The following is a 23,428-nucleotide window of genomic DNA, read 5'->3' as shown; positions in this document are numbered from 1 at the left end:
TAGTTTTACTAAATATGAAATAAAAAATTGAATTGTTGAACGCTTCGTAATGACCATGTTTAATGTTGTATTATAATCTTTATTATTGATATAAGCCGCTCGCAAGAAAGGTTGTATTCTCATCCTCTAGTCTAATCATTATTATTATTGGACTTTTTGGTAGGTCATAAGCCTAAAAATCAAGCTGATTTAATTAATTTGTCCCCAATATAGCTTATAAATAATATTATTGCTTATATTGAAGAGAAAAACATAATTAACCCATCACCATGATACTTAATACACATAAAAGAGTTTTGTTTGGCGTTTTCTAACTGATGAATAAAGCCGTTATCACTTTCATTAGTTGATTAAAAATACAGCAAACTCACTGTTTTCCATCTAATAAAAACTTTAGCAGAAAAATGTAAGGTTTTGTTAATATTTTTAAATTATTTTAAATATTTGTTTTTTGTAAAATATTTTTTTTCGCCAAAGAAAATCCATTTTAATAACTCACTCAAAAAAATTGATTTTTATAAAATTGAATCAAAAAACACAATAAAAAATTATAGGTTTAATGCGATTTAATTGAAACCGTTTACACAAACAGATAATATATATAGTATATAAATTAAAAAATATTTCTAAGTTATCAATGTTAGTTATTAGGTTTTCATAAAGGAATCGAAAACTTGTGTAGTAGCCCAAAAAAGGAGTAGTACGAAATGATTGTAATTTTATAAAACAAATACTATTTTTATAGGCAAGAAAGATGAAGAAAATAAGACTTACTCCCTATCAATCAATTTTTTATTATGAATGGTTAGCAAACCCATCAAGAAGTGATTACAACATTGTATGTGATAATATAATCTCTGGAGAACTCAATCGAAAAAAACTTTTTGAAAGTTTTAAGAATGTGGTTAATGAACATTTTGTTTTCAGGAGTTTCATTGTAAATCAGGAAGATGGTATTTTCTGGCAAAAAAGAGAGTCAATCACAGAAGATAAATTAAAAACATTATTAGTTTATCACGATCAGCCCTTAACTAACGAAGATATCAGTAAAATAGTTTCGGAACCCTTTGATTTAGAAAAGGATATTTCTGCGAGACTTCATGTTATTCGAGTTGACCATCAACAATATCGAATTATTTTAGTATTTCATCATATTTTAGTTGATGGAGTAAGTACACAAGAGTTTTGGGATAAACTAAGTCAATATTATAACGATATACCTTATGAGCTACCGTCATATGAAGCACAAGCTCAATTGCATGAAAAACTTAATGATTCGTATCATGAAATTTTAACAACGCAAAAACAGCAGATGGAAGATTTCTGGAAAGAAGAGTTACAAGATGTAAAAAATATCGACTTTACTTTCTTAAAGTTAGCAACCGAAAAACCAAAGCCATTAAATCAATTTAAACCTTATATTAGTGAATTTACTTTTAGCTATGATGAAAACATTTATAATCAAGTTAAAGCAATACGACGTAAATATAAGATAACACCTTACTTATTCGGTCAATTAGTAGCGGCGTTGTTATTAAACAAAATGACGTCTCAAAGCGCAATTCCTCTTGTTTATCCAATTGCTTTTAATGAAGGTAAAGAATTAATCTACGGCGCTCATATTAATACATTACCAGTTGTTTACCATTTTGAAGAAAATTCAACTTTAGAATCTGTTATACAAAATATTTTGCTTCATTATAAAAAGGTTAAACAAACTGGCGCTAGATACTTACCAGTTTACGATATTATGCAATTTGCTGAGAATGCTAATATTCTAGATGTGGCGTTTGTGCAAACCTTTGTTCGAGATCATAAAATGAATCTGAATGGGATGATTGATGAAGCTGTTAATCATGAATTTCAAATAGATTTATCTAATAAATTGGTGTTTGAGCAAGAAGAACATAACAACCAAATTAACTATCGCGTTAAATTTAGTGAACAGCAATTTGATAAACAACTGGTTGAACAACTTGTGATGTTCTATCAGAGATTGTTTATAAAATTACTTAACTATTTAAGTAATGATCAAGCCGATATTTTAGTAAATGATATTGAGGTACTGGATGAAGATGAATTAAAAGTTTTAATTCATGATATAAATCAAACTCAACAACCTTATAAAAGGGATAAAATAATTGCTCAATTATTTGAAGAGCAATGTCAAAAAACACCAAACAATACCGCTGTGTTATTTGAACAAATTGAGATGTCCTACTCTGAATTAAACAACAAAGCCAATCAATTTGCTCACTACCTTCAAGATCACTTTTCTATCAAACCAAATGATTTAGTGGGCCTTTATTTAGATCGTACTGAACAAATTATTGTTGCTATTATAGCAGTACTTAAATCTGGAGCCGCCTATGTTCCGATCGATCCAACTGCACCTCCTGAACGTAATAAATATATTTTAGAGGATGCCAGTATTCGTGCAGTTATTACACAATCTCATTATGTTGATAAACTGAATGAGTTAATGCCAACTGTTGCAAGTGTTCCGGTTGATGATCCATCTTTTATTGCAACCTTACAAAATTATTCAACAGATAATACTGTTATCGAAACTAAACCTAATGATTTAGCTTATGTTATTTATACTAGCGGAACAACGGGAAATCCAAAGGGAACATTAATTGAGCAACACTGTGTTAATCGTTTAGTCGTTGATGCTAATTACGTCGAAGTTGATGAGTCAGATCGCATATTATGTATTGCAGGATATCATTTTGATGCATCAATTTATGAAATATTCATGGCTTTACTCAATGGTGCTGGCGTCGTTATTACCGCTAAAGAAAATCTTTTAGATTTAGATAAATTTAATCAGTTAATTGAGCAATATGATATTACCAATATCCTAGCTATATCAACATTTTTCAACACGTTAGTTGATGCTCAGTTACCTAATATAGCAAAATTACGCTATATTCTAGCAGCAGGAGAAGCTTTATCAGCGGTTCACGTAAATAAATGCCTTAAGTTATACCCAAATGTTAACCTCTTGAATGCTTATGGCCCAACAGAAACGACTTGTCTTGCTACAACTTATCTAACTAATCAATGTCAAACAACATTCGTTAACAATGTTCCTATTGGTGTAGCCTTACCAAATACCTCTTTATATGTTTTAAATCCACAACGTCGCCCATTACCTGTTGGCTGTATTGGTGAGCTTTATATTGGCGGTGCAGGAGTCGGTCGTGGTTATCTGAACAATGTTGAGATGACTAATAAAGTATTCATTAAAAATCCATTTCAAACTGAAGATGAACGAAAACAAAACTATAATGATCGTATTTATAAAACAGGTGATTTAGTCCGTTTGTTGCCTGATGGTAATATTGAATATATCGGTCGTAATGACTTCCAAGTAAAAATACGTGGTTTCCGTATCGAGCTTGGTGAGATCGAAACGCATTTAATGATGCATCCACAGATCAAACAAGCCACGGTATTAGCACTAAATAATCAAGGTGGTTATAAATATTTAGCAGCATATTATGTCGCTGATAATGAACTTGATACAGAAGAATTGGTAGCGTATTTAAACAATGTGTTACCTGAATATATGGTTCCTTCAGCATTTGTTCATTTACTCGCTATGCCTATGACGATTAATGGTAAAACTGATCAAAGAGCATTACCAAAACCAACCTTAATGACCCAAACTAGCTATGTTGCACCTAGCTCAACCACTGAGCATTCAATTGTAGAGGCAATCGCCAGTTTATTAGGATTTGAAGAGAGTGCTATCAGTATCACAGATGATTTCTTCCGTTTAGGTGGTAATAGTATTTTAGCTATCAAATTATCAAGTAAGTTGACTCGAGAATTTGATCGTTCTATTCGAGTGGCTGATATTTTTACTTTACGTACCACACAAAAAATAGCTCAATTCATTAATAAGAACCAAGAAAAAAGACAGATAATTAATGTCATACCTGTTGAACATATTGAGCAACAATTATTATCTTTTGCGCAAGAACGTCTATGGTTTATCGATTCTTATGAAGGTGGTAGTAATGCTTACAATGTTCCATTGGCATTTAAACTAACAAGCACGACAGATATTAATCTACTTGAAAAAGCAATATACGCAATTATCGAACGACACGAAGTTTTACGTTCTTTAATTAAAACGAATGCACAAGGTATTGGCTATCAGCAAGTTATTGATTTACAAAAATTCCCATGGAAGATTAATAAACAAAACTGTTCAAACAAAGCAGAACTTGAAGCGACAATTTATGAGGATCTGCATAGAATATTTAATTTATCCGAAGAATTACCGATTTATGTTTGCTGTTATCAATTTGCTGGTGAAAGTTATTTAAGCATTGTCATTCATCATATTGCATTTGATGGTTGGTCAACAGATGTCTTTTTAGACGAGTTAGTTAATCTTTATCATTATGTTACGGCTTTATCTCAAGGAGATAACCAATACGCTGAAACATTACGCTTACCGGCAGTCGAAGTTCAATATAAAGATTTCGCTTTATGGCAACGTGATCTTTTAAAAGGTGATTTTTTAAATAATCAATTAAATTTCTGGAAAAGACAGTTAGAAGATTTTGAACAACTTAATCTGCCTACTGATTACCCGCGTCCACGTGAGATTGATTACACTGGTCATGATATTCCTTTTGAACTTAATGAACAAATAAGTCAACAAATCCGTTCATTAGCTAATGAACTTAATGTGAGTGTCTATTCGGTATTGTTGAGTGGTTTCTATCTATTATTAGGTACTTTTAGCAATCAGAAAGATGTAGTTGTTGGTTCTCCAATTGCGGGTAGAAATTATTCAGGTATTGAAAATACTATAGGCTTTTTTGTTAATACTATCGCACTACGTAAATGTATTGATCCGAAAGACAGTTTAAAATCATTCATTTTACAAACCAGTGAGTTAGTCACCCAAGCTCAACAATATCAAGATTTGCCATTTGAACGATTAGTTGATGCATTAGCTATTGAAAAAGATTCTTCACGGCATCCAATATTCCAAGTAATGTTTGGTGTACAATCATTTGGGTCAGCGATACATAATGGTAAAATTGAAGAGCTATTAAGTTTATATCAAAGTGAAATTGTTAATTATCAATCTGCTAAGTTTGATATGACGGTAATGCTTGATGACTCTAAATCAGCTATTACTGGTCTATTTAATTATGCTTGCAAACTCTATCGCCAAGAAACAATTGAGCACTACATCACTATTTATCAAACTATTTTAGAACAGTTTGCTCAAATGTGTCAGTTAGAACAACCGTTAACTGAAATGCGGTTAGTTGATGCGGCTACTTTCGATAGATTGGTCTTTGATAAAAATAAACCGTTTCAACCTTATGCAAGGGACAAGTCTATTGCAGAATTGTTTGAAGAAAAAGCTCAGCAAATACCTGATAATATTGCAGTCATTTTCCAAAACAATGAGCTGTCTTATCAACAAATTAATGAGCAATCCAATCAGCTAGCGCGTTACCTTAAAGAGCATTTTGATATAAAACCTAACGATTTGATTGGTCTTTATCTCGATCGTTCACAATATATCTTGATCTGCTTCTTAGCTATTTTGAAGGCTGGTGGCGCCTATGTTCCATTGGATCCTAATGCGCCAGATACACGTAACGAATTCATAATGCAAGATGCGCAAGTTAAAGCAGTTCTTACAACCGAAAATCATTGTAATAAATTAACTGGTTTAGCCTCTAATTTATCCATAGTAGCTGTTGATCAAGCTGATTTTGTTGACAATCTACAACATTATGCGAAAGATAATCTTTTGATTAAAGTGAAACCGCATGATTTAGCTTATGTTATCTATACGAGTGGAACAACCGGAAATCCAAAAGGAACACTCATAGAGCATAGAAATCTTAATAACTATATTGTTAATGCTAATTATGTCAAAATCAATTCTGACGATCGTTTACTAAGTATCTCAGGTTATCAATTTGACGGTTCTGTTTATGATTTTTACACACCTATACTTAATGGTGTACCGTTAGTTATTATTGAAAAAGAGACATTTTTAGATTTAGAACAGTTTAATGAGTTAATTGCTGATAAAAAAATTACTAATTTCTTCTGTACAACCACCTTTTTCAATGCGTTAATCGATAATGAAGTTGCTAATTTAAAATTATTAAATTACATACTTGTCGGTGGTGAAGCTTTATCGGCACATCATATTAATAAATGCCATCAACTTTATCCGCATGTCAAAGTGGTTAATGGTTATGGTCCAACCGAAACCACTGTATTTGCTGTTACTTATTTAACTAATTTAGCTCAAGAACCATTTATTTACAGTGTTCCTATCGGTAAAGCGTTGACAAATACTTCATTGTATATTTTAGATGAACAACTTCGTCCAGTACCTGAAGGGGCAATTGGTGAACTTTATATTGGAGGGGAAGGTGTTGGTCGTGGTTATTTACATAAACCAGAACTGACAGATAAAGTATTTATTCAAAACCCATTCCAGACTGTTGTTGAAAAGGCGCAAAATTATAATGCGCGAATCTATAAAACAGGTGATTTAGTTCGTTATTTAGCTGACGGTAATGTTGATTATATTGGTCGTAATGATTTCCAAGTTAAAATTCGTGGATTCAGAATTGAACTTGCAGAAATTGAAGCTTGCTTAATTAGTCATCCAGATATTCAACAAGCTGCTGTACTAGCTTTGAAAAATAGTGCTGGAGCTAAATATATTGCAGCTTATTATGTGGCTAAACAACCATTGACTCAAGATCAACTAATTGATTATTTACAGAAGTCTCTTCCTGAATATATGATTCCAGCTGCGTTTGTTTATCTTGACGCTATGCCAATGAACATGAATGGTAAATTGGATCGTAAAGCGTTACCAACACCACAGCTTCTTGATGAGCAAAACTACGTTGGTCCAACAAATGAAACTGAAGCTATTTTTTGTCAAACCTTTGCCAATATACTTGGTTTACAAGCCAATGAAATCAGTATTCATGATGACTTCTTTAAACTCGGTGCGGACAGTATTAGCAGTATCCAGCTTACCAACCGAATTAAACAGGCTCTTAATTATTATCTATCCATTAAAGATATTTTTAATTTAAGAACAGTAGAAGCTTTAAGCAATCATGTGATTAATAATCGCCATGAATCAAAAGTCAATGTGGAAACAGAACAAGGAATTTTAACTGGAACTCTTGAACTTTCACCTATTCAACAGTGGTTCTTTAAAGAAGTTGAAGTTGGCCGATTCCAAGACTATCACCATTGGAATCAAGCCTTTTTGCTTAAAGTTCCAATGCTAAACGTTGATTTACTCAAACTAAGTGTCCAAAAATTGCTTGAATATCATGATATGTTACGGGTTAATTATCATGATTCAGCCGCAACATATCAATCATTGCCTGATCTGTTGCCATTTTCTACTCAAAATATATCTGGTTGGTCACAAGATAAGATTCAACAATTATTGACTGATTGGCAAAGCCATTTTACCTTTAATCAAGGGGCGTTATGTCATTTTGGTTATTTAACTGGTTTTGATGATAATTCTGCTCGTATTCATGTCGCTGCACATCATTTAAATATTGATGTAGTAAGTTGGCGTATCATTAAAGATGACATAGAAGCTATTTATCAATATTTAAGCCAACAATCATCCGTTGATGCCAATATCAATGTTAAAGATATTCTTGGTGAAAAAGGTAGTAGTTATCGTCAATGGGTCAATAAACAACAGCAGTATTCAACGCTAATTGCCAATGAGCAAGAATCTGCTTATTGGCAAACTATATTGGCTGATATTAATCAGTATCATAATCACCTTGATCAACATCGTGTTGATACGCTATATCAAGCTAAAATGCAGCTATCTAAGACGCAAACATCTCGTTTACTTAGCCAAGTTAATAAGGTATATGGCACAGAAATTAACGATATTTTATTAACAGCGCTCGCGCAAGCGTTAAAATTGGTATTCAGTGGTAATGATCACTATATTTTATTAGAAGGTCATGGACGAGAAGATCTCTACAGTGAAATTGATATTAATAACACGGTTGGTTGGTTTACCAGTATGTATCCAGTTAAACTAATGGTAAATAATCAGAATGTTATTAATAATGTTGCCATGATTAAAGATACCTTAAGACAAATACCTAACCATGGTGTAGGTTACGGTTATTTGGTGGGGTATATTAAACAAGCTTTACCAGCGATTAGTTTTAACTATTTAGGCCAATTTGATAGTACTGAAAAAGCTAATAAATGGCGATTTAGCGATGAAGATAGTGGTTTAGAAATGTCTCCAAATAATCGCATGACTGACTTTTTATCCGTTAATGGCGGTATTTTGGATGATCAATTACAATTTGCTATTACAGGATACGTCAATAATGTACATGGTGAAGCTTTAGTTACGGCATTTACTCAGCAGCTTAATGAGCTCATTGATCAACTAGTACTGATTGAACGAAGCTATTTGACACAATCTGATATTAATAACGTGATCTCTCCAACACTGCTTAATTCATTACAAAGCTATAAAGAAATAGAGGCAATTTATCCTGCAAATAGTTTACAGCAAGGGTTTATCTATCATGCTGTTTCGCAGGGAGATTCGGATAATGCTTATCGAATTCAGATGATTTGGGATTATCACAATTCACTAGATATCAATTTGCTTAAACAAGCATGGCATCTTACACAGCAAAAATTCCCATCATTACGATTACGTTTCTCATGGGTGGAAGAGCTGGTACAGATTATTGATAAACAATCTGATTTTGCTTGGCAATTTGTTGATCTTAGCAATCAAACTCAAGAGCAACAACAAGTCAGTATCAATCAATTGATTAAACAAGATGAACAAATCGGTTATGATTTAATGAAAGGCCAACTATTTAGAGTGACTTTAGTTAAATGTTCTGATGAGTATTATCGATGTTTATTTAATAATCATCATGCTATTTTAGACGGTTGGAGTTTACCTATCTTACTCAATGATGTACATCAAAATTATTTATCTTTATTACATCAAAAAGAGGTTATTATCCAAGAAGATAGTAGCTATTTAGCTGCACAATCTTACTTACAAAGTAAAACCAATGAGACGGCATCATTCTGGAAACAATACCTTAATGTTGAACTTGAACCTGAAAATCTAGAGAGCTTACTTAAAGCGGATTTAGGGCATATTAATTTATCTGACCATAAATATGTTGAAGATCCACAAGAAATTTCGATAGAGATTGGTTCCCAACAATGTGAAGAATTAAAATCTTTATGTAAAAACAATGAGTTTACATTAAATGCTTTGGTTCAATATTGCTGGCATCAACAATTAAGCATTTTTGGTAATAGCAACACTACCGTTGTTGGTATGACATTATCAGGTCGTAATTTACCGATTGACGGTATAGAAAACTCTATCGGACTTTATATTAATACATTACCTGTAATTTTAGAGCATACTGATGGTAGCGTCATTGAAACTATCAAAATGTTACAATCACATATTAATAATGTGAATAATAACAGTAATATCAATCTGATTGAATTACAAAAATCTGGTACACGTTTATTTAACTCATTATTCGTATTTGAAAATTATCCATTATCAGAAAGCGAACAAGATGAATTAAAAATTGTGTTTCAAGGTGGTCATGAAAAACTTGATTATCCTCTCGGAATTGTGGTCTTCGAGAGTGCAGGTAAGTTATCGATTAAAATCAAATATGCTGGAGAACTCTTTAATGACACAGCTATAGAACGTGTATTGAAAGGAATAGAATTAACCTTAACACATTTAGCTAAAAATCCAGCTATAGAGGCATCTAAGCTTAACTTATTAACTGAGCAAGAGTATGACCAATTAATCGTTAACCAACAAAAAAATATCGTTCCATTTGAAAATCATAAACTGGCGAGCAGATTGTTTGAAGAGCAAGTTCAGAAAACACCTGACTCTATTGCAGTTGTTTATGAAGGGATAACATTAACCTATCAAAGTTTGAATGAACAAGCGAATCAACTGGCAAATTATTTACGATCTCAATTATCAATTCAACCTGATGATTTAATTGCGTTATATTTAGATAAATCGCAATATATGATAGTAAGTATTTTAGCTGTGCTGAAAGCAGGCGCTGCTTATGTGCCGATTAGTCCAAGTACGCCAGCAGAACGAGTAGAGTTAATTCTTAATGATACTAAAGCGAAAGGAGTGTTAACTCACGCTCATTATGCTAAAGAATTAATTCAATTAAAAACGGAACTTCAACCAGAAGTTATTGCTGTTGATGATCCATCAATGAATAACAAATTTTCACAGTTTGATAAGCACAATCTGGTTACATCAACACAAGCCCATCATTTGGCCTATGTGATTTATACGAGTGGTACCACTGGACTACCAAAAGGGGTAATGATCGAACACCATGGAATAGCTAATTTAGCAACAGTTCAGCAAGACATTTTAGATCTACAACCATGTCATCATGAACAAGAACAAAAAAATGTTCTGTGGTATTCAAATTATATTTTTGATGCGCATGCTTTCGAAATATATAACGCCTTACTTAATGGTCATAAGTTGCACATTCTGTCAGAAGATAAACGTTTAGACTTTATAGCATTATCAAAATATACCCAAGATCAACATATTGATTTTGCCTTTATTCCACCAGCTTTACTCGATCAAGATGAACTGCTTTCTGTTCCTGTTTTGACCGTGGGTGGTGAAGCAGTTAATGCTAAATTAGTTAATCTTTACTGCCAGCAGGGTATCAAGTTAATTAATGTTTATGGACCAAGTGAAACGACTGTTTGGGCTATGGCTCATCGTTATAATAAAGATGACTTAAATACAGATTTGGGAACAGCCATTAAAAACGTGACTTTATATGTTCTTGATGAATATTTGCGTCCTGTGCCTTCTGGTGTCATTGGTGAATTATATATCGGTGGTGCTGGTGTTGGTCGTGGTTATCTAAATAACCCTGAATTAACAAATCAGACATTTATCGCAAATCCATTCCAAACCAGTGAGGAAAAAGCGCAAAATTATAATGCTCGAATCTATAAAACTGGCGATCTGGTTCGTTATTTGCCAAACGGTCATATTGAATATATTGGTCGTAATGATTTTCAGGTTAAAATTCGTGGTTTCAGAATTGAATTAGGTGAGATTGAAACGCGATTAATCAGTCATCCTCAAATTAAGCAGGTACTTGTTGTGGCACTGACTAATAACCAAGGTAATAAATATCTTGCTGCTTATTATGTATCTGATACAGCAATAGATCAGACTGAATTAACCAGCTATTTAGAAAAAACATTACCTGAATATATGGTTCCTGCAGCCTTTGTACACCTAACGGTTATGCCTGTTAATGTGAATGGTAAAATTGATCGTAAAGCATTGCCAAAACCTAACTTTGTTATGCAAGAAAGTTATGTTGCTCCTAGTACAGTGACTGAACAACAGTTAGTTGCTGATATAGCTGAATTATTAGATATGGATATTGACTCAATTAGTGTAGTCGATGACTTCTTCAGATTAGGTGGTAACAGTATTTTAGCTATTAAGTTGTCAAGTAGAATAGCCAAAACTTTTGAACGTGATGTGCGTGTAGGTGATATTTTTACATATCGTACCATTCAGGAAATTGCGAAATTTATTGACAGTAATCATCAAAAACGTCAATCAATTACCATACAGAAGGTGGCTAATGAACAAGAACAGAGATTATCCTTTGCGCAGGAACGCTTATGGTTCATCGATTGTTATGAAGGCGGTAGCAACGCATACAATATACCACTAGTATTTAAACTTCTGCCAGAGACTAAAATCTCGTTTGTTGAGCAAGCTTTACACGAAATTGTTCAGCGTCATGAAGTATTGCGTTCATTAATTAAAAATACAGCAGATGGTGTTGCCTACCAACAAGTGATAAGTTTGCAACAGCAACCGTTGGTAATCGAAAATCATTATTGTGATAGCCAAGCTGAATTAGATAAAGCGATTCATAATCATATATACAAAGTAATAATGTTATCTCATGAGTTACCGATTTCGATTTGTCGCTATCAATTAGCTCAAGAGTATTATATGAGTATTGTGATCCACCATATTGCATTTGATGGTTGGTCAATTGATCTGTTCATTAATGAGTTCAGACAGTTATATCAATACTATGAGGTTTTATCTTTAGGTGATAGTAATCAAACGGTAACACTTAACTTACCACCTGTCGACGTGCAATATAAAGACTTTGCTTTATGGCAGCGGCAGTATTTGCAAGGTGATATTTTGAATCAGCAATTGCAGTTCTGGCAAGATCAACTAGCTGATTTTGAACCGCTTAATTTGCCGACTGACTATGTTCGTCCACAACAAATTGATTATACAGGTCAAAATGTTATGTTTGAGCTTGATTATGATGTCAGCCAACAAATACGTTCATTGGCAAAAGAACTCAATGTTAGTGTTTATTCTGTACTACTCAGTGGTTTCTATTTACTACTTAGTTCATTCAGTAATCAAAAAGATATTGTCATTGGTTCACCAATTGCAGGAAGAAATTATCAGGGTACAGAAAATACCATTGGCTTCTTTGTTAATACATTAGCATTAAGAAAATGTATTGAACCAAGCGACAGTCTAAAAATGTTCATTTTGCAGACTAGTGAATTAATTACACAAGCTCAACAATATCAAGATCTACCATTTGAGCGCTTAGTGGATGCGTTATCTATTGAAAAAGATACTTCGCGACATCCTATTTTCCAAGTAATGTTTGGCGTACAGTCATTTGGTGAAGATGGGAAAGAGGGTAATTTATTGCAGCGTTATAATAATGACAATGCAAGTTATCAAGCTGCTAAGTTTGATATGACCGTGATGCTTGATGATTCTAAACCAGCGATAACTGGCTTATTCAACTATGCGACTAAACTCTATAAGCCGCAGACTATTGAACACTATATCACTATTTATAAATCAATCTTGCAGCAATTTACAAAGATGTATCAACAGCAACAAGTTCTGTCAGACTTACGTTTAATTGATAACTTAACTTATCAAAAAGTGATCTTTGATTGGAATAAGACGCGTTGCGATTATCCAACAGATGTGACAATGCATCAATTGTTTGAAAGACAAGTATTAAAAACACCAAATAATCTAGCTTTAGTTTATGAAAATGATCGCTTGACCTATCGAGAGCTTAATGAACAAGCTAATCAGCTAGCACATTATCTGCGTGAAAACTTTGATATTCAGCCTGATGATTTGGTGGCAATCTGTCTTGAACGTTGTAAATATATGTTAGTAAGTATCTTAGCTATCTTGAAGGCAGGAGGAGCTTATGTACCAATGGATCCTAATATGCCAGAAGATCGTCTCAGTTATATGATCGAAGATACAAAAGCTAAGGTTGTATTAACTACTAACTTAAGTTATGAAAAAATCAATTCGTTAGTTTCTAAGGATCAAGTTGCATTGAACTTGCAATCCTCACAAACTATTGATTGCTTAAGTAAATATCCAACAACTAACCCAACACCATTAGCTCAGCCTAAAAATTTAGCTTATGTGATTTATACCAGTGGTACGACCGGTATGCCAAAAGGTGTAATGTTAGAGCATCAAGGCGCGGTTAACCGTATTATTTGGATGAATAACGAATATCCGATTACTGAAAAGGATCATATTTTACAAAAAACGAATTATACCTTTGATGTCTCGGTGTGGGAGCTATTTTGGGCGAATTGGTATGGTGCTTGTATTGTCTTTGCTCATTCAGAACTTTATAAAGATAATGTCTATCTTGCAGAGTTGATTGAAGCTGAACAAATCACCGTATTACATTTTGTGCCATCTATGTTAGTTGCATTTGTGGAAACATTAGAAGCACAACCTAATTTGGTTCCAAAAGTTCAGGGATTAAAATATCTGTTCTGTAGTGGTGAAGCACTTAACCTTTATGAAGTGAAAAAATGTCAAGTGTTGATGCCAAACTGTGAGATACACAATCTTTATGGACCAACAGAAGCAACCATTGATGTACTTTATTATGATTGTAATAATCCGAATATTTCACAAGTATTAATTGGTAAACCTGTTGCTAATACTTCAGCTTATGTTCTTAATGAATTATTACAACCAGTACCTATTGGCGGAATAGGTGAGTTGTATGTCGGTGGTGATAATGTTGCTAGAGGTTATCTAAATAACATTCCATTATCGAATGAACGTTTTATTGCTAATCCGTTCCAAACAGAAGCAGAAAAAGCGCAAGATTACAATGGTCGAATTTATAAAACTGGCGATCTTGTTCGTTCTTTAGTTGATGGTAATATTGAGTATTTAGGTCGTAATGACTTCCAAGTTAAAATTCGTGGATTCAGAATTGAACTTGGTGAAATTGAAGCTCGATTAACGCAATATGATGGAATCAAACATAGTATCGTTATCGCTTATGAACAGGCTTCGGGCAGCAAATATTTGGTTGCTTATTATCTTGCTAATGAGGAGATTGATAGCCAATTATTACAAGCTCATTTAAGTGAAACTTTACCAGGATATATGATTCCGTCAGCATTTATATATTTAACTGAATTACCAATTACCTCAAATGGTAAGTTAAATCGTCGAGCGCTACCAAAACCAGAGCTTACCGATAAGGTTGAGTATGTCGCGCCAGAAAATGATGCTGAAAGAACATTATGTGAAGTCGTTGCTAATATCCTTAAAATTCCTGCTGAAGAAATTAGTATGCAAGATAGTTTCTTCCGATTAGGTGGTAATAGTATCTTAGCTATGATGCTTAATAACCGAATTAATGATGCGTTTAAAGTTAAAATGCGTTTAGTTGATATTTTAAGCGTTAATACAATTCGGGAGTTAGCGAAAAAAATCTCAACGACTCAACAGCAGTTTAATCCTATTGTGGAATTAAGAACTAATCATGAAAAACCACAAATTTTCATGATCCACCCAGGATTAAGCGGTTGTGATGTTTATCAATCATTAGCGAATAAGTTATCCTCAAAATACAGCTGTTTTGGTGTAGATTCTTACAATTTATATCATGACAAACCTATCGAGGATCTCAATGTATTAGCGCAATATTATCTGGATCATATCAGTAAAGTTGCAACAAAAGATCTGCCAATAAAATTATTTGGTTGGTCTTTAGGTGGCAACATTGCGTTACAAATCGCAGTACTACTTGAACAGCAAGGAATCGAAAATATTGAAGTTTATCTATTGGATTCTTGGCTATTAAAAGAGCGGGATTTAGATCAATATAAGCATCCAGTTAACATTACTCGTGCTATGGATCGATTAAATATACCTGCACATGTACGCGGTGAAATTGAGAATTTTGCAAAAATTGATAACAAGCTCGTTGTACAGCCATTATCTGCTCAATTGAAACAGACTCAAGTAGTGTTGTTTAAAGCTACACAGATTGAACAAGGTGGAGATATAGCTGAAAAATATGTATTAAATAATATTGATACTTATTTAGAAGATAATTCTCAATTAAAATTGGTTAAGTTAGATTGTGGTCACTACACAATTTTATCTCATGAACAAGAGATCTTAGCTCAGATTTTATAACCTTAATGTTAATTATCCCCTTAAAAAATCTTATTTTAAGGGGATGCTTTTTAGGTAAAGATAATGAACTTTATTTATTTAGCGAATATCAATAATCTGTCGTGGTCTGTTTTAAAAGATCAAAAAAAAATACTTAGCCACTCTGCACAGTTAGATATCGAGAAATTTAGATTTGATCGAGATAAATGTCGCAATTTAGTTGGCAAACTGCTGTTGCTTTATTCTTTGCAGCGTCATGAACAATTTGAACAATCCTGTTTACCCGTCATTGATTACGGTCCTTATCGAAAACCATTTATTCATTCAATGCAAGGACATTTCAATATTTCACATGCTCATAATTGGGTTGCTTGTGTATATAGTACTAATGGCGAAGTTGGCATTGATATTGAATATATTACGCCAATTAACATTATTGATTATCAGAATGTTATGACTGAAAATGAGTATCAAATTGCACTTAATAATCCACATTTTGATTTCTTTCAATTATGGACATTAAAAGAAGCAATTATGAAAGCTCAAGGGCAGGGGTTTTATCTTTCACCATCTTCGTTTGAGTTACCATTCCCTTTTTGTAATGATGAGATCGTTGAAATTAACCACACACGCTGGTTCGTTTATAGTCAAAGCTTTGCCAATGAATATCGGTTGTCTTTGGCTTCTTTATATCCAATAGTTGGCAATATACAAGTTATTCCTTTGCAACTTGATCAATTTTGGCAGTAATCAATTATCACGCCTTACTTCATTACTGACAATAATATTAATCGTTAAAATTAACTATCTATTCTTGGTATTGAAGTTTAAAATATATCCATATTCATAAATTAGTATGAATATTATTCAAGTTCCAATCTTTTCTTTTCTATCTTTTTCTATTTCATAAATCTTAGCACTTGAGGACAATTATTATGTTTCAATGGCTTTCAAATTGGATTTTAGATGGACTTAAGCATTCACCCGAAATACTTTTATTTCTTTCTTTAAGTTTAGGGTATTTGATTGGTGGAATTCGAATCGGTAAATTTCAATTAGGTGGCGTTGCTGGTTCATTATTGGTGGCAGTGGCATTAAGTGTATTTGGTGTTACTGTCGATGCTGGCGTTAAAGCTGTGCTTTTCGCCCTATTTATTTATGCTGTCGGGTTCGAAAGTGGACCACAATTTTTCCGTTCATTAGGAGTTAAAACTCTGCGTGAAATCTTTTTAGCGTTATTTATTGCTGTTGCTGGTTTTGTAACGGTAGTAGTTTTAGCCAAATTATTCAATTTAGATAAAGGCCTTGCTGCTGGTTTAGCTGCCGGAGGATTAACACAATCAGCTATTATGGGTACAGCATCTGACGCGTTGACTCAGCTAGGTTTAAGTCCAGAAGAGTTAAGCAGATTACAAGGTAATGTGACCATTGGTTATGCTGTGACTTATATCTTCGGTTCACTTGGCGCTATTATTGTCTGTGTAAATATTTTGCCGAAAATTATGGGGCGTGAAATTAATGATGATGCAATTCAGGCCGAAGCAGAACAATTACATGGTTCGCTTTTATTAGGTACTGGCCAGAATTTTGCTTTGTCTGATGTAACTGGTCGCTTATACCGAATTACTAATAAGGTTAATCAAACCGTTGAAAGTTTAGAAAAGGTGATTAATGGTATTAGTATTGAACGAATCAAACGTGGCAATCGTATTATTGAAGCTGCACCTGAAACCTTATTAAAAGCCAAAGATATTATTTTAGTTGTTGGTCATCGGGATGCCATGATTGCTGCAGCTGATTTATTGGGTGAAGAAGTGAATTCAGCACAAGGTATGGATGTGGTGATGAATACTCAAGATGTTGAAATGCGTAATATTCGATATGTCGGTCAAAATTTAACGCAAGTGCTTTCATCTGACGAAGTGATGAAGTTAAAGCATGGTATTTATTTAATTGCTGTTCATCGTGATGGACAACCATTGCCATTAAATAATGATATGGTATTTAAGTTAGGTGATGTCATTACTATTTATGGTACTGATGGTGACTTAAGACGTGTAGTAGATAGAATTGGTGCGCCGATTACCAAAAGTGAAAAAACTGATTGGATATTCCATGGTTTAGGTCTTGTTGTTGGACTTATAATTGGTCTTATTGTGATTAGAGTCAGTGATATTCCAATCACTTTAGGTGCAGGTGGTGGTGCATTATTATCAGGATTATTGTTTGGTTGGTATCGCTCCTTGCATCAAACTGTTGGAAATATTCCAACCGGAGCTGTGCAACTACTTAAAGATTTTGGCTTAGCTGGTTTTGTAGCAGTGGTTGGTCTTAGCTCAGGTTTACAAGCCATTAATACGATTAAAGATCAAGGTCTTTCATTATTCTTAATTGGTGTTGTAGTGACTTTATTGCCGATGTTACTTGGCATTTATTTTGGCAAGTATGTACTAGGTTATAAAAATTCAGCGGTATTTGCTGGAGCTTTAGCTGGCTCTCGTAGTGCGAATCCTGCTTTTGGTGAAGTACTTAATAAAGCTGGTAACTCAACGCCTACCAATTCTTTTGCTATTACCTATGCTTTAGCTAATGTTTTCCTAACATTATTGGGACCATTAGTTGTTGCTTTTGTTTAATTGACATCTCAAATTAAGGATACATGGTTATGAAAAGTAATAATGAATATGCAAAATATGCGAATTTAAGTCCTTTTGAATTGAAAGATAACTTAATTAAACTAGCACAAAGCCATACTGACCGTGTGATGTTAAATGCAGGGCGTGGTAATCCTAATTTTTTGGCAACATGGCCACGACAAGCATTTTTTCAACTTGGTGTTTTTGCCCTACAAGAATCCGAAATGTCATTTTCATATATGAATGAAGGTGTTGGTGGTATGCCAATTAAGGCTGGTTTAACTGGTCGTTTTGAACATTTTGTTCGTCAAAATTATCAAACACCTGGCGTGTCATTTTTAGGTAAAGCATTTTCTTATATTCGCGATCAGCTCGGCCTAGATGAAAATGCATTTTTACAAGAGATGGTGGAAGGTATTTTAGGTTGTAATTATCCTGTACCAGATAGAATGTTACGCTTTAGCGAAGAGGTAGTTAAAGCATATGTGCTTACACAAATGGGAGCACAATATCTTGGTCGTGATGATCTTGATCTGTTTGCCGTTGAAGGTGGTACTGCAGCAATGGCTTATATTTTCAATTCTATGAAAGAAAATAACTTAATCGAAAAAGGCGACAAAATTGCGATTGGCGCACCTATTTTTACACCATATTTAGAAATTCCAGAGCTTAATGATTATCAATTAGTAGAGGTATTAGTTAATTCTGATCCTGATGCGAATTGGCAATATCCAGAAGCTGAATTACGTAAATTAGAAGATCCTACTATTAAAGCTTTTTACTTAGTTAATCCATCTAATCCCCCATCAGTAAAAATTGATGATAAAAGCTTGCAGATCATTGCTGATATTGTGAAAAAACGTCCTGATTTAATTATTTTAACTGATGATGTTTATGGCACATTTGCCGATAATTTCCAATCTTTGTTTGCTATTTGTCCAAAAAATACGATTTTAGTTTATTCATTTTCTAAATACTTTGGTGCAACTGGTTGGCGTTTAGGTGTTATTGCTACAGCACGTGATAATATATTCGATAAAAAAATTAAGGCATTGCCTAGCAAAACGAGACAAATTTTAGATAAACGCTATAGTTCTATTGTAACTGATCCTGAAAATTTAAAATTTATTGATCGTTTAGTGGCCGATAGTCGTGCAGTTGCACTAAATCATACCGCTGGGCTTTCAACTCCACAACAAGTACAAATGGTGTTATTTGCATTGTGTGAAATGATGGATACCGATCAAAGTTATAAAGCAGCATTAAAATCATTGATCCGTCGTCGAGCGGCTTCGTTATATCAACATTTAGGACTTACGCATCATACTGATGAAAATAGTGTTGATTACTATACCTTAATTGATCTAGAACATATTTGTCGTGAGCTTTATGATGACAAATTTGCTAAATGGATCTTAAAAAATAAAAATCCATCTGAAATGTTATTTAGAATTGCCGATGAAGCTGGCGTTGTTTTATTGCCAGGTAAAGGATTTGCTGTACAACATCCTTCGGCTCGAGCTTCATTAGCCAACTTAAATGAATATCAATATGCAGCGATTGGTTTATCAATGCGAAAACTTGCTCAAGAGTATTATGCTGAGTATCAAAGTAAAGCTAAGAAAAAATAGTTAATCATTTAGATTAATTCATCTGTCTACATATCAAACCCTAGTTTAACTAGGGTTTTTTATTTATATATCATTTAACTTGATTATAAATTTTAGTTATTCCTTCTGAATAAAATCAAGTTAATTTAATAATATTGATTTTTTTTAAACAGTAATTTGACAGCTTATTTTCCAATCTATATGATTGCAAATGAAAATCATTATCAACTGTGCGATTCGGATGAAAAAAATAACTGCAAAATTTAATTTATTTAGCTTGTGCCTTATAAGCTGTTATAGCTCTATTGTTCTAGCTGAAAATAAAATTAAAGATATCAAGGAAGATAATGAAAAAGATAAATTGGAGACAATTACTGTTACTGGTGAAGGGGTCCAACGTAGTGAATTGACATAGTAAGCCTTATGTCCTTATCTTCTCGATATAGTACTTATCAGCAACCATGACAAGTAGGTATTTCTGCACAAATAACCTATTGATAAATCAGTTAAATATTATATGTACGAAAGGTCTAAATTTGTTTTATTTTTTACTACTAAAGAATGGTATTAATGAAAATATTATGACCACAAAATAGGTACTGCAAAAGGAAAATTAGTAAATGAATGACAAAGCAACAATTAAATTACCTAAAAATGTATGGTTATTATTTGTAAGTCTTTATATTACAGAATATGTTGGTATTGGCTTTTTGACTATCGCCTTAGCTTTAATCCTAAGAAAAGATGGCATGGAGTTAGACCAATTAAGTCTTATTCCTTTAATGATGTTACCAATTGGTTTAAAAATTTTATGGGCACCTGTTATTGATAAATATTTAAAAAGACGAATATCTCATTATCGCAATTGGTTATTTATCTCTTTAACGCTAATGTTAGTATGCTTAATCTTTATAGCTTTGTTAGATCCTATAAAACAGTTTTATATCATTTTACCCATCATTTTTATTTTTTCGACCATGACTGCAACTCAAGAATTAGCCATATCAGGATTAGCCTGTAATATTTTTTTAGTTCAGCAACGTTATCTAATTTCAAGTATCAAAACCAGTGGTTCTATGATAGGTAATATTTTAGGTGGCGGAGTAATTTTACTACTTTATGCCTATATTGGTTGGATGGGTTGTTTATTATTAATTGCTATTTTAATTGGATTTACATTAATTCAACTTTTCTTTTTTGAAGAGTACCGTTACTGTCAAAATAAACCAATATATGAAAATATGGATCCTAAATATTGGAAAGATCTGATTATCATCTGGAAAGGTAGAATTAATTGGTTAATTATTTTGATACTTATGCCGTTTAGTTTCTTACCGGCTTATAATCTATTATCACCAATACTTGTCGATGATGGTTGGGCATTATCAGATATTGCTATTTTATTAAAAGTATTTGGATCCATTGTTAGCTTAGTGGCTGTTATATTAGTTGCAAAAATCCTCAAGCGATTATCTAGGAAACAAAGTTTAACATATTCATTACTTTTTCATGCTTTTGGTTTACTTGCATTCATCCCGATCTCGTTAGGTTATGTTAATATTTTTAATGTCTATTTAGCCTGTTTTCTTTACTTCTTTAGTTTACCTTTAATGTCTATTGCGATTACTGCCATCATAATGGACAACTCAGATAGTTCACAGGCACGTTCTACTGCTTGTAATGCTCAATCAGCGCCAAGTTTTATATGTGGATTTATCGTAATATCACTAAGTTATTATCTTGCACAAAAATTTGGTTATTTTCCAGTTGTAATCGGCTCAATAGTATTGGCATTTTTAAATGCATTTTATGCAAGTCGAACAATGGGAAAATAGTATCAGAATAGGTAGATAGGATAACTTTAAAGCGTAATTGGATGGATAATTAAATTAGTATGCTTATTGCTCAAGATATTGAATACCAAATTCAAGATACCCTTGTTGTTAATCATGTAACGACTCAATTTCAACCAGGGCTTGTCTATGGTATTGTTGGTCATAACGGTTCTGGCAAATCGACATTTATTAAATTATTAGCAAAGCAAATTGCCGCAACATCTGGTGTTATCACATTAGATGAAAAAGAACTGACTCACTATTCACATAAACAGCTCGCGAGAATACTGAGTTATTTACCACAATATTTGCCTACTGACATTAATCTGCCGGTTAAAGAACTGGTTAAATTAGGGCGATTTGCATGGCATGGTGTACTTGATCGCTATACGGAAAAAGATTATAAAATTGTTGATCAAGCATTAATACAAACAAATACTGCACATCTTAAAGAACGCTACTTAAGCTCACTGTCAGGAGGAGAACGTCAACGAGTTTGGTTATCCATGTGTTTAGCTCAGCAAAGTCAATATCTTTTACTTGATGAACCTCTTTCAGCGTTAGATATTAATTATCAAATTGAAGTAATGAAATTACTTCGACAGCTGGCCCAAAAGCATCGAATAACCACTATTATTGTTCTTCATGATATTAATTTGGCCAGTGAGTTTTGTGACCAGCTATTAGCTTTTAAACAAGGTCACTTAATTTTTGATTTACCGACAAAACAGATGATTACACCATCTATTTTACAGAAAATTTATGGTGTTCATTTTGAGATCATTGATCATCCTACTCGAAGTCATAAGGTTGCTTTAGCATGAAGTTCAAAATAACCCTAATTAGCCTTGTGATTGTAAGCTCTATTTTATGGATAACGCATTTACCTGATAGTAATCAGGATTATGCACAATTTGATAACCCAACTAGAATTATCACTACGGATTGGACTATTGCAGAAACATTATTAGCTTTACAAGCACCGTTAGTGGGAGTAGGTGATACAAAAGAGTATGCCACGTGGGTAAGTGAACCTATCTTAAATGATAATATTGTTGATTTAGGGTTACGATCACAACCTAATTTAGAAGTGATTGCTAATTTAAAACCGACTCTATTGATAAATTCAACTTGGACACAAAATCTGATCCCTAAAAATATTATTCCCATAAATTTAGCTGCAATTGATTTTTACACAAATGAAGGTACAAGTTGGTCGCACATCGTGCAAACAACAGAAAAATTAGCACAACTAGTCAACAAAACCACACAAGCTCAGATATTGATAAGCCAGACCGAAAAACAGTTTACCGATAATATCCAACGATTAAAGAAAATACCAAAACAGTCCTATGCAGTTGTGCAATTTATTGATTCTCATCAATTACGTATCTATGGCGCCAATAGTTTATACGGTGTGGTATTAACCAAATTGAATTTAGATAATGCATGGCAACATTCGACAAATGCATGGGGATTTAGTCAAATTAGTTTAATTGACTTAACGACATTACCTAAAAATACGAGTCTTATTATTGTTAAACCTTATCCAGCTAATGTTAATCAGCAATTAGAAAAGAATTCATTATGGCAAAAGTTGCCATTTAGTCAGCAGGGAAATTATTATATTTTACCCTCCGTGTGGGGATTTGGATCGTTACCTTCAATGCAACGGTTTAGTTATTCATTAACTAACGCTTTAACTAAGCAAACAGTGAATACATGGTGATT

At 33.2% G+C, this 23,428-nt stretch carries 8 protein-coding genes; all 8 read left to right on the top strand.

Features of this window, described 5'->3' with window-relative positions:
* Positions 1–754 precede the first annotated feature (754 nt).
* The 8 genes from AC5LWZ_RS09870 to AC5LWZ_RS09835 all read left to right on the top strand — a co-directional run bounded on the left by AC5LWZ_RS09870 (position 755) and on the right by AC5LWZ_RS09835 (position 23,426).
* A complete protein-coding gene (locus AC5LWZ_RS09870) occupies positions 755–15,637 on the top strand; it encodes a non-ribosomal peptide synthetase (protein WP_493463611.1) in 14,883 nt (4,960 codons plus the stop codon).
* Positions 15,638–15,700: 63 nt separating this feature from the next.
* On the top strand, positions 15,701–16,366 hold the full coding sequence (locus tag AC5LWZ_RS09865) for a 4'-phosphopantetheinyl transferase family protein (RefSeq protein WP_198247463.1): 666 nt from the start codon (positions 15,701–15,703) through the stop codon (positions 16,364–16,366).
* 185 nt (positions 16,367–16,551) lie between these two features.
* A complete protein-coding gene (aspT, locus tag AC5LWZ_RS09860; protein ID WP_493463610.1) occupies positions 16,552–18,252 on the top strand; it encodes an aspartate-alanine antiporter in 1,701 nt (566 codons plus the stop codon).
* Between the two features lie 29 nt (positions 18,253–18,281).
* Positions 18,282–19,883: a bifunctional aspartate transaminase/aspartate 4-decarboxylase gene (locus AC5LWZ_RS09855; protein WP_086363303.1), complete on the top strand. Its 1,602-nt coding sequence runs from the start codon at positions 18,282–18,284 to the stop codon at positions 19,881–19,883.
* A gap of 190 nt (positions 19,884–20,073) precedes the next feature.
* Entirely contained in the window at positions 20,074–20,277 is a 204-nt protein-coding gene (locus AC5LWZ_RS09850) for a hypothetical protein (protein ID WP_493463609.1), read from the top strand.
* A 205-nt stretch (positions 20,278–20,482) separates the two neighbouring features.
* The gene (locus tag AC5LWZ_RS09845) at positions 20,483–21,697 is read left to right on the top strand and encodes an MFS transporter (protein ID WP_086359347.1); all 1,215 of its coding nucleotides are present in this window, start codon (positions 20,483–20,485) and stop codon (positions 21,695–21,697) included.
* A gap of 59 nt (positions 21,698–21,756) precedes the next feature.
* A complete protein-coding gene (locus AC5LWZ_RS09840; RefSeq protein WP_086363302.1) occupies positions 21,757–22,521 on the top strand; it encodes an ABC transporter ATP-binding protein in 765 nt (254 codons plus the stop codon).
* Positions 22,518–23,426, top strand: a complete 909-nt coding sequence (locus AC5LWZ_RS09835) for an iron-siderophore ABC transporter substrate-binding protein (protein ID WP_493463608.1) — start codon at positions 22,518–22,520, stop codon at positions 23,424–23,426. Before AC5LWZ_RS09840 ends, AC5LWZ_RS09835 begins: the two co-directional genes overlap by 4 nt.
* Positions 23,427–23,428: the final 2 nt, after the last annotated feature.

Source organism: Gilliamella sp. LMG 34362 (assembly GCF_984569125.1).
Note: the sequence above shows the minus strand (reverse complement) of the source record. Positions and strands in the feature narration are given on the sequence as shown.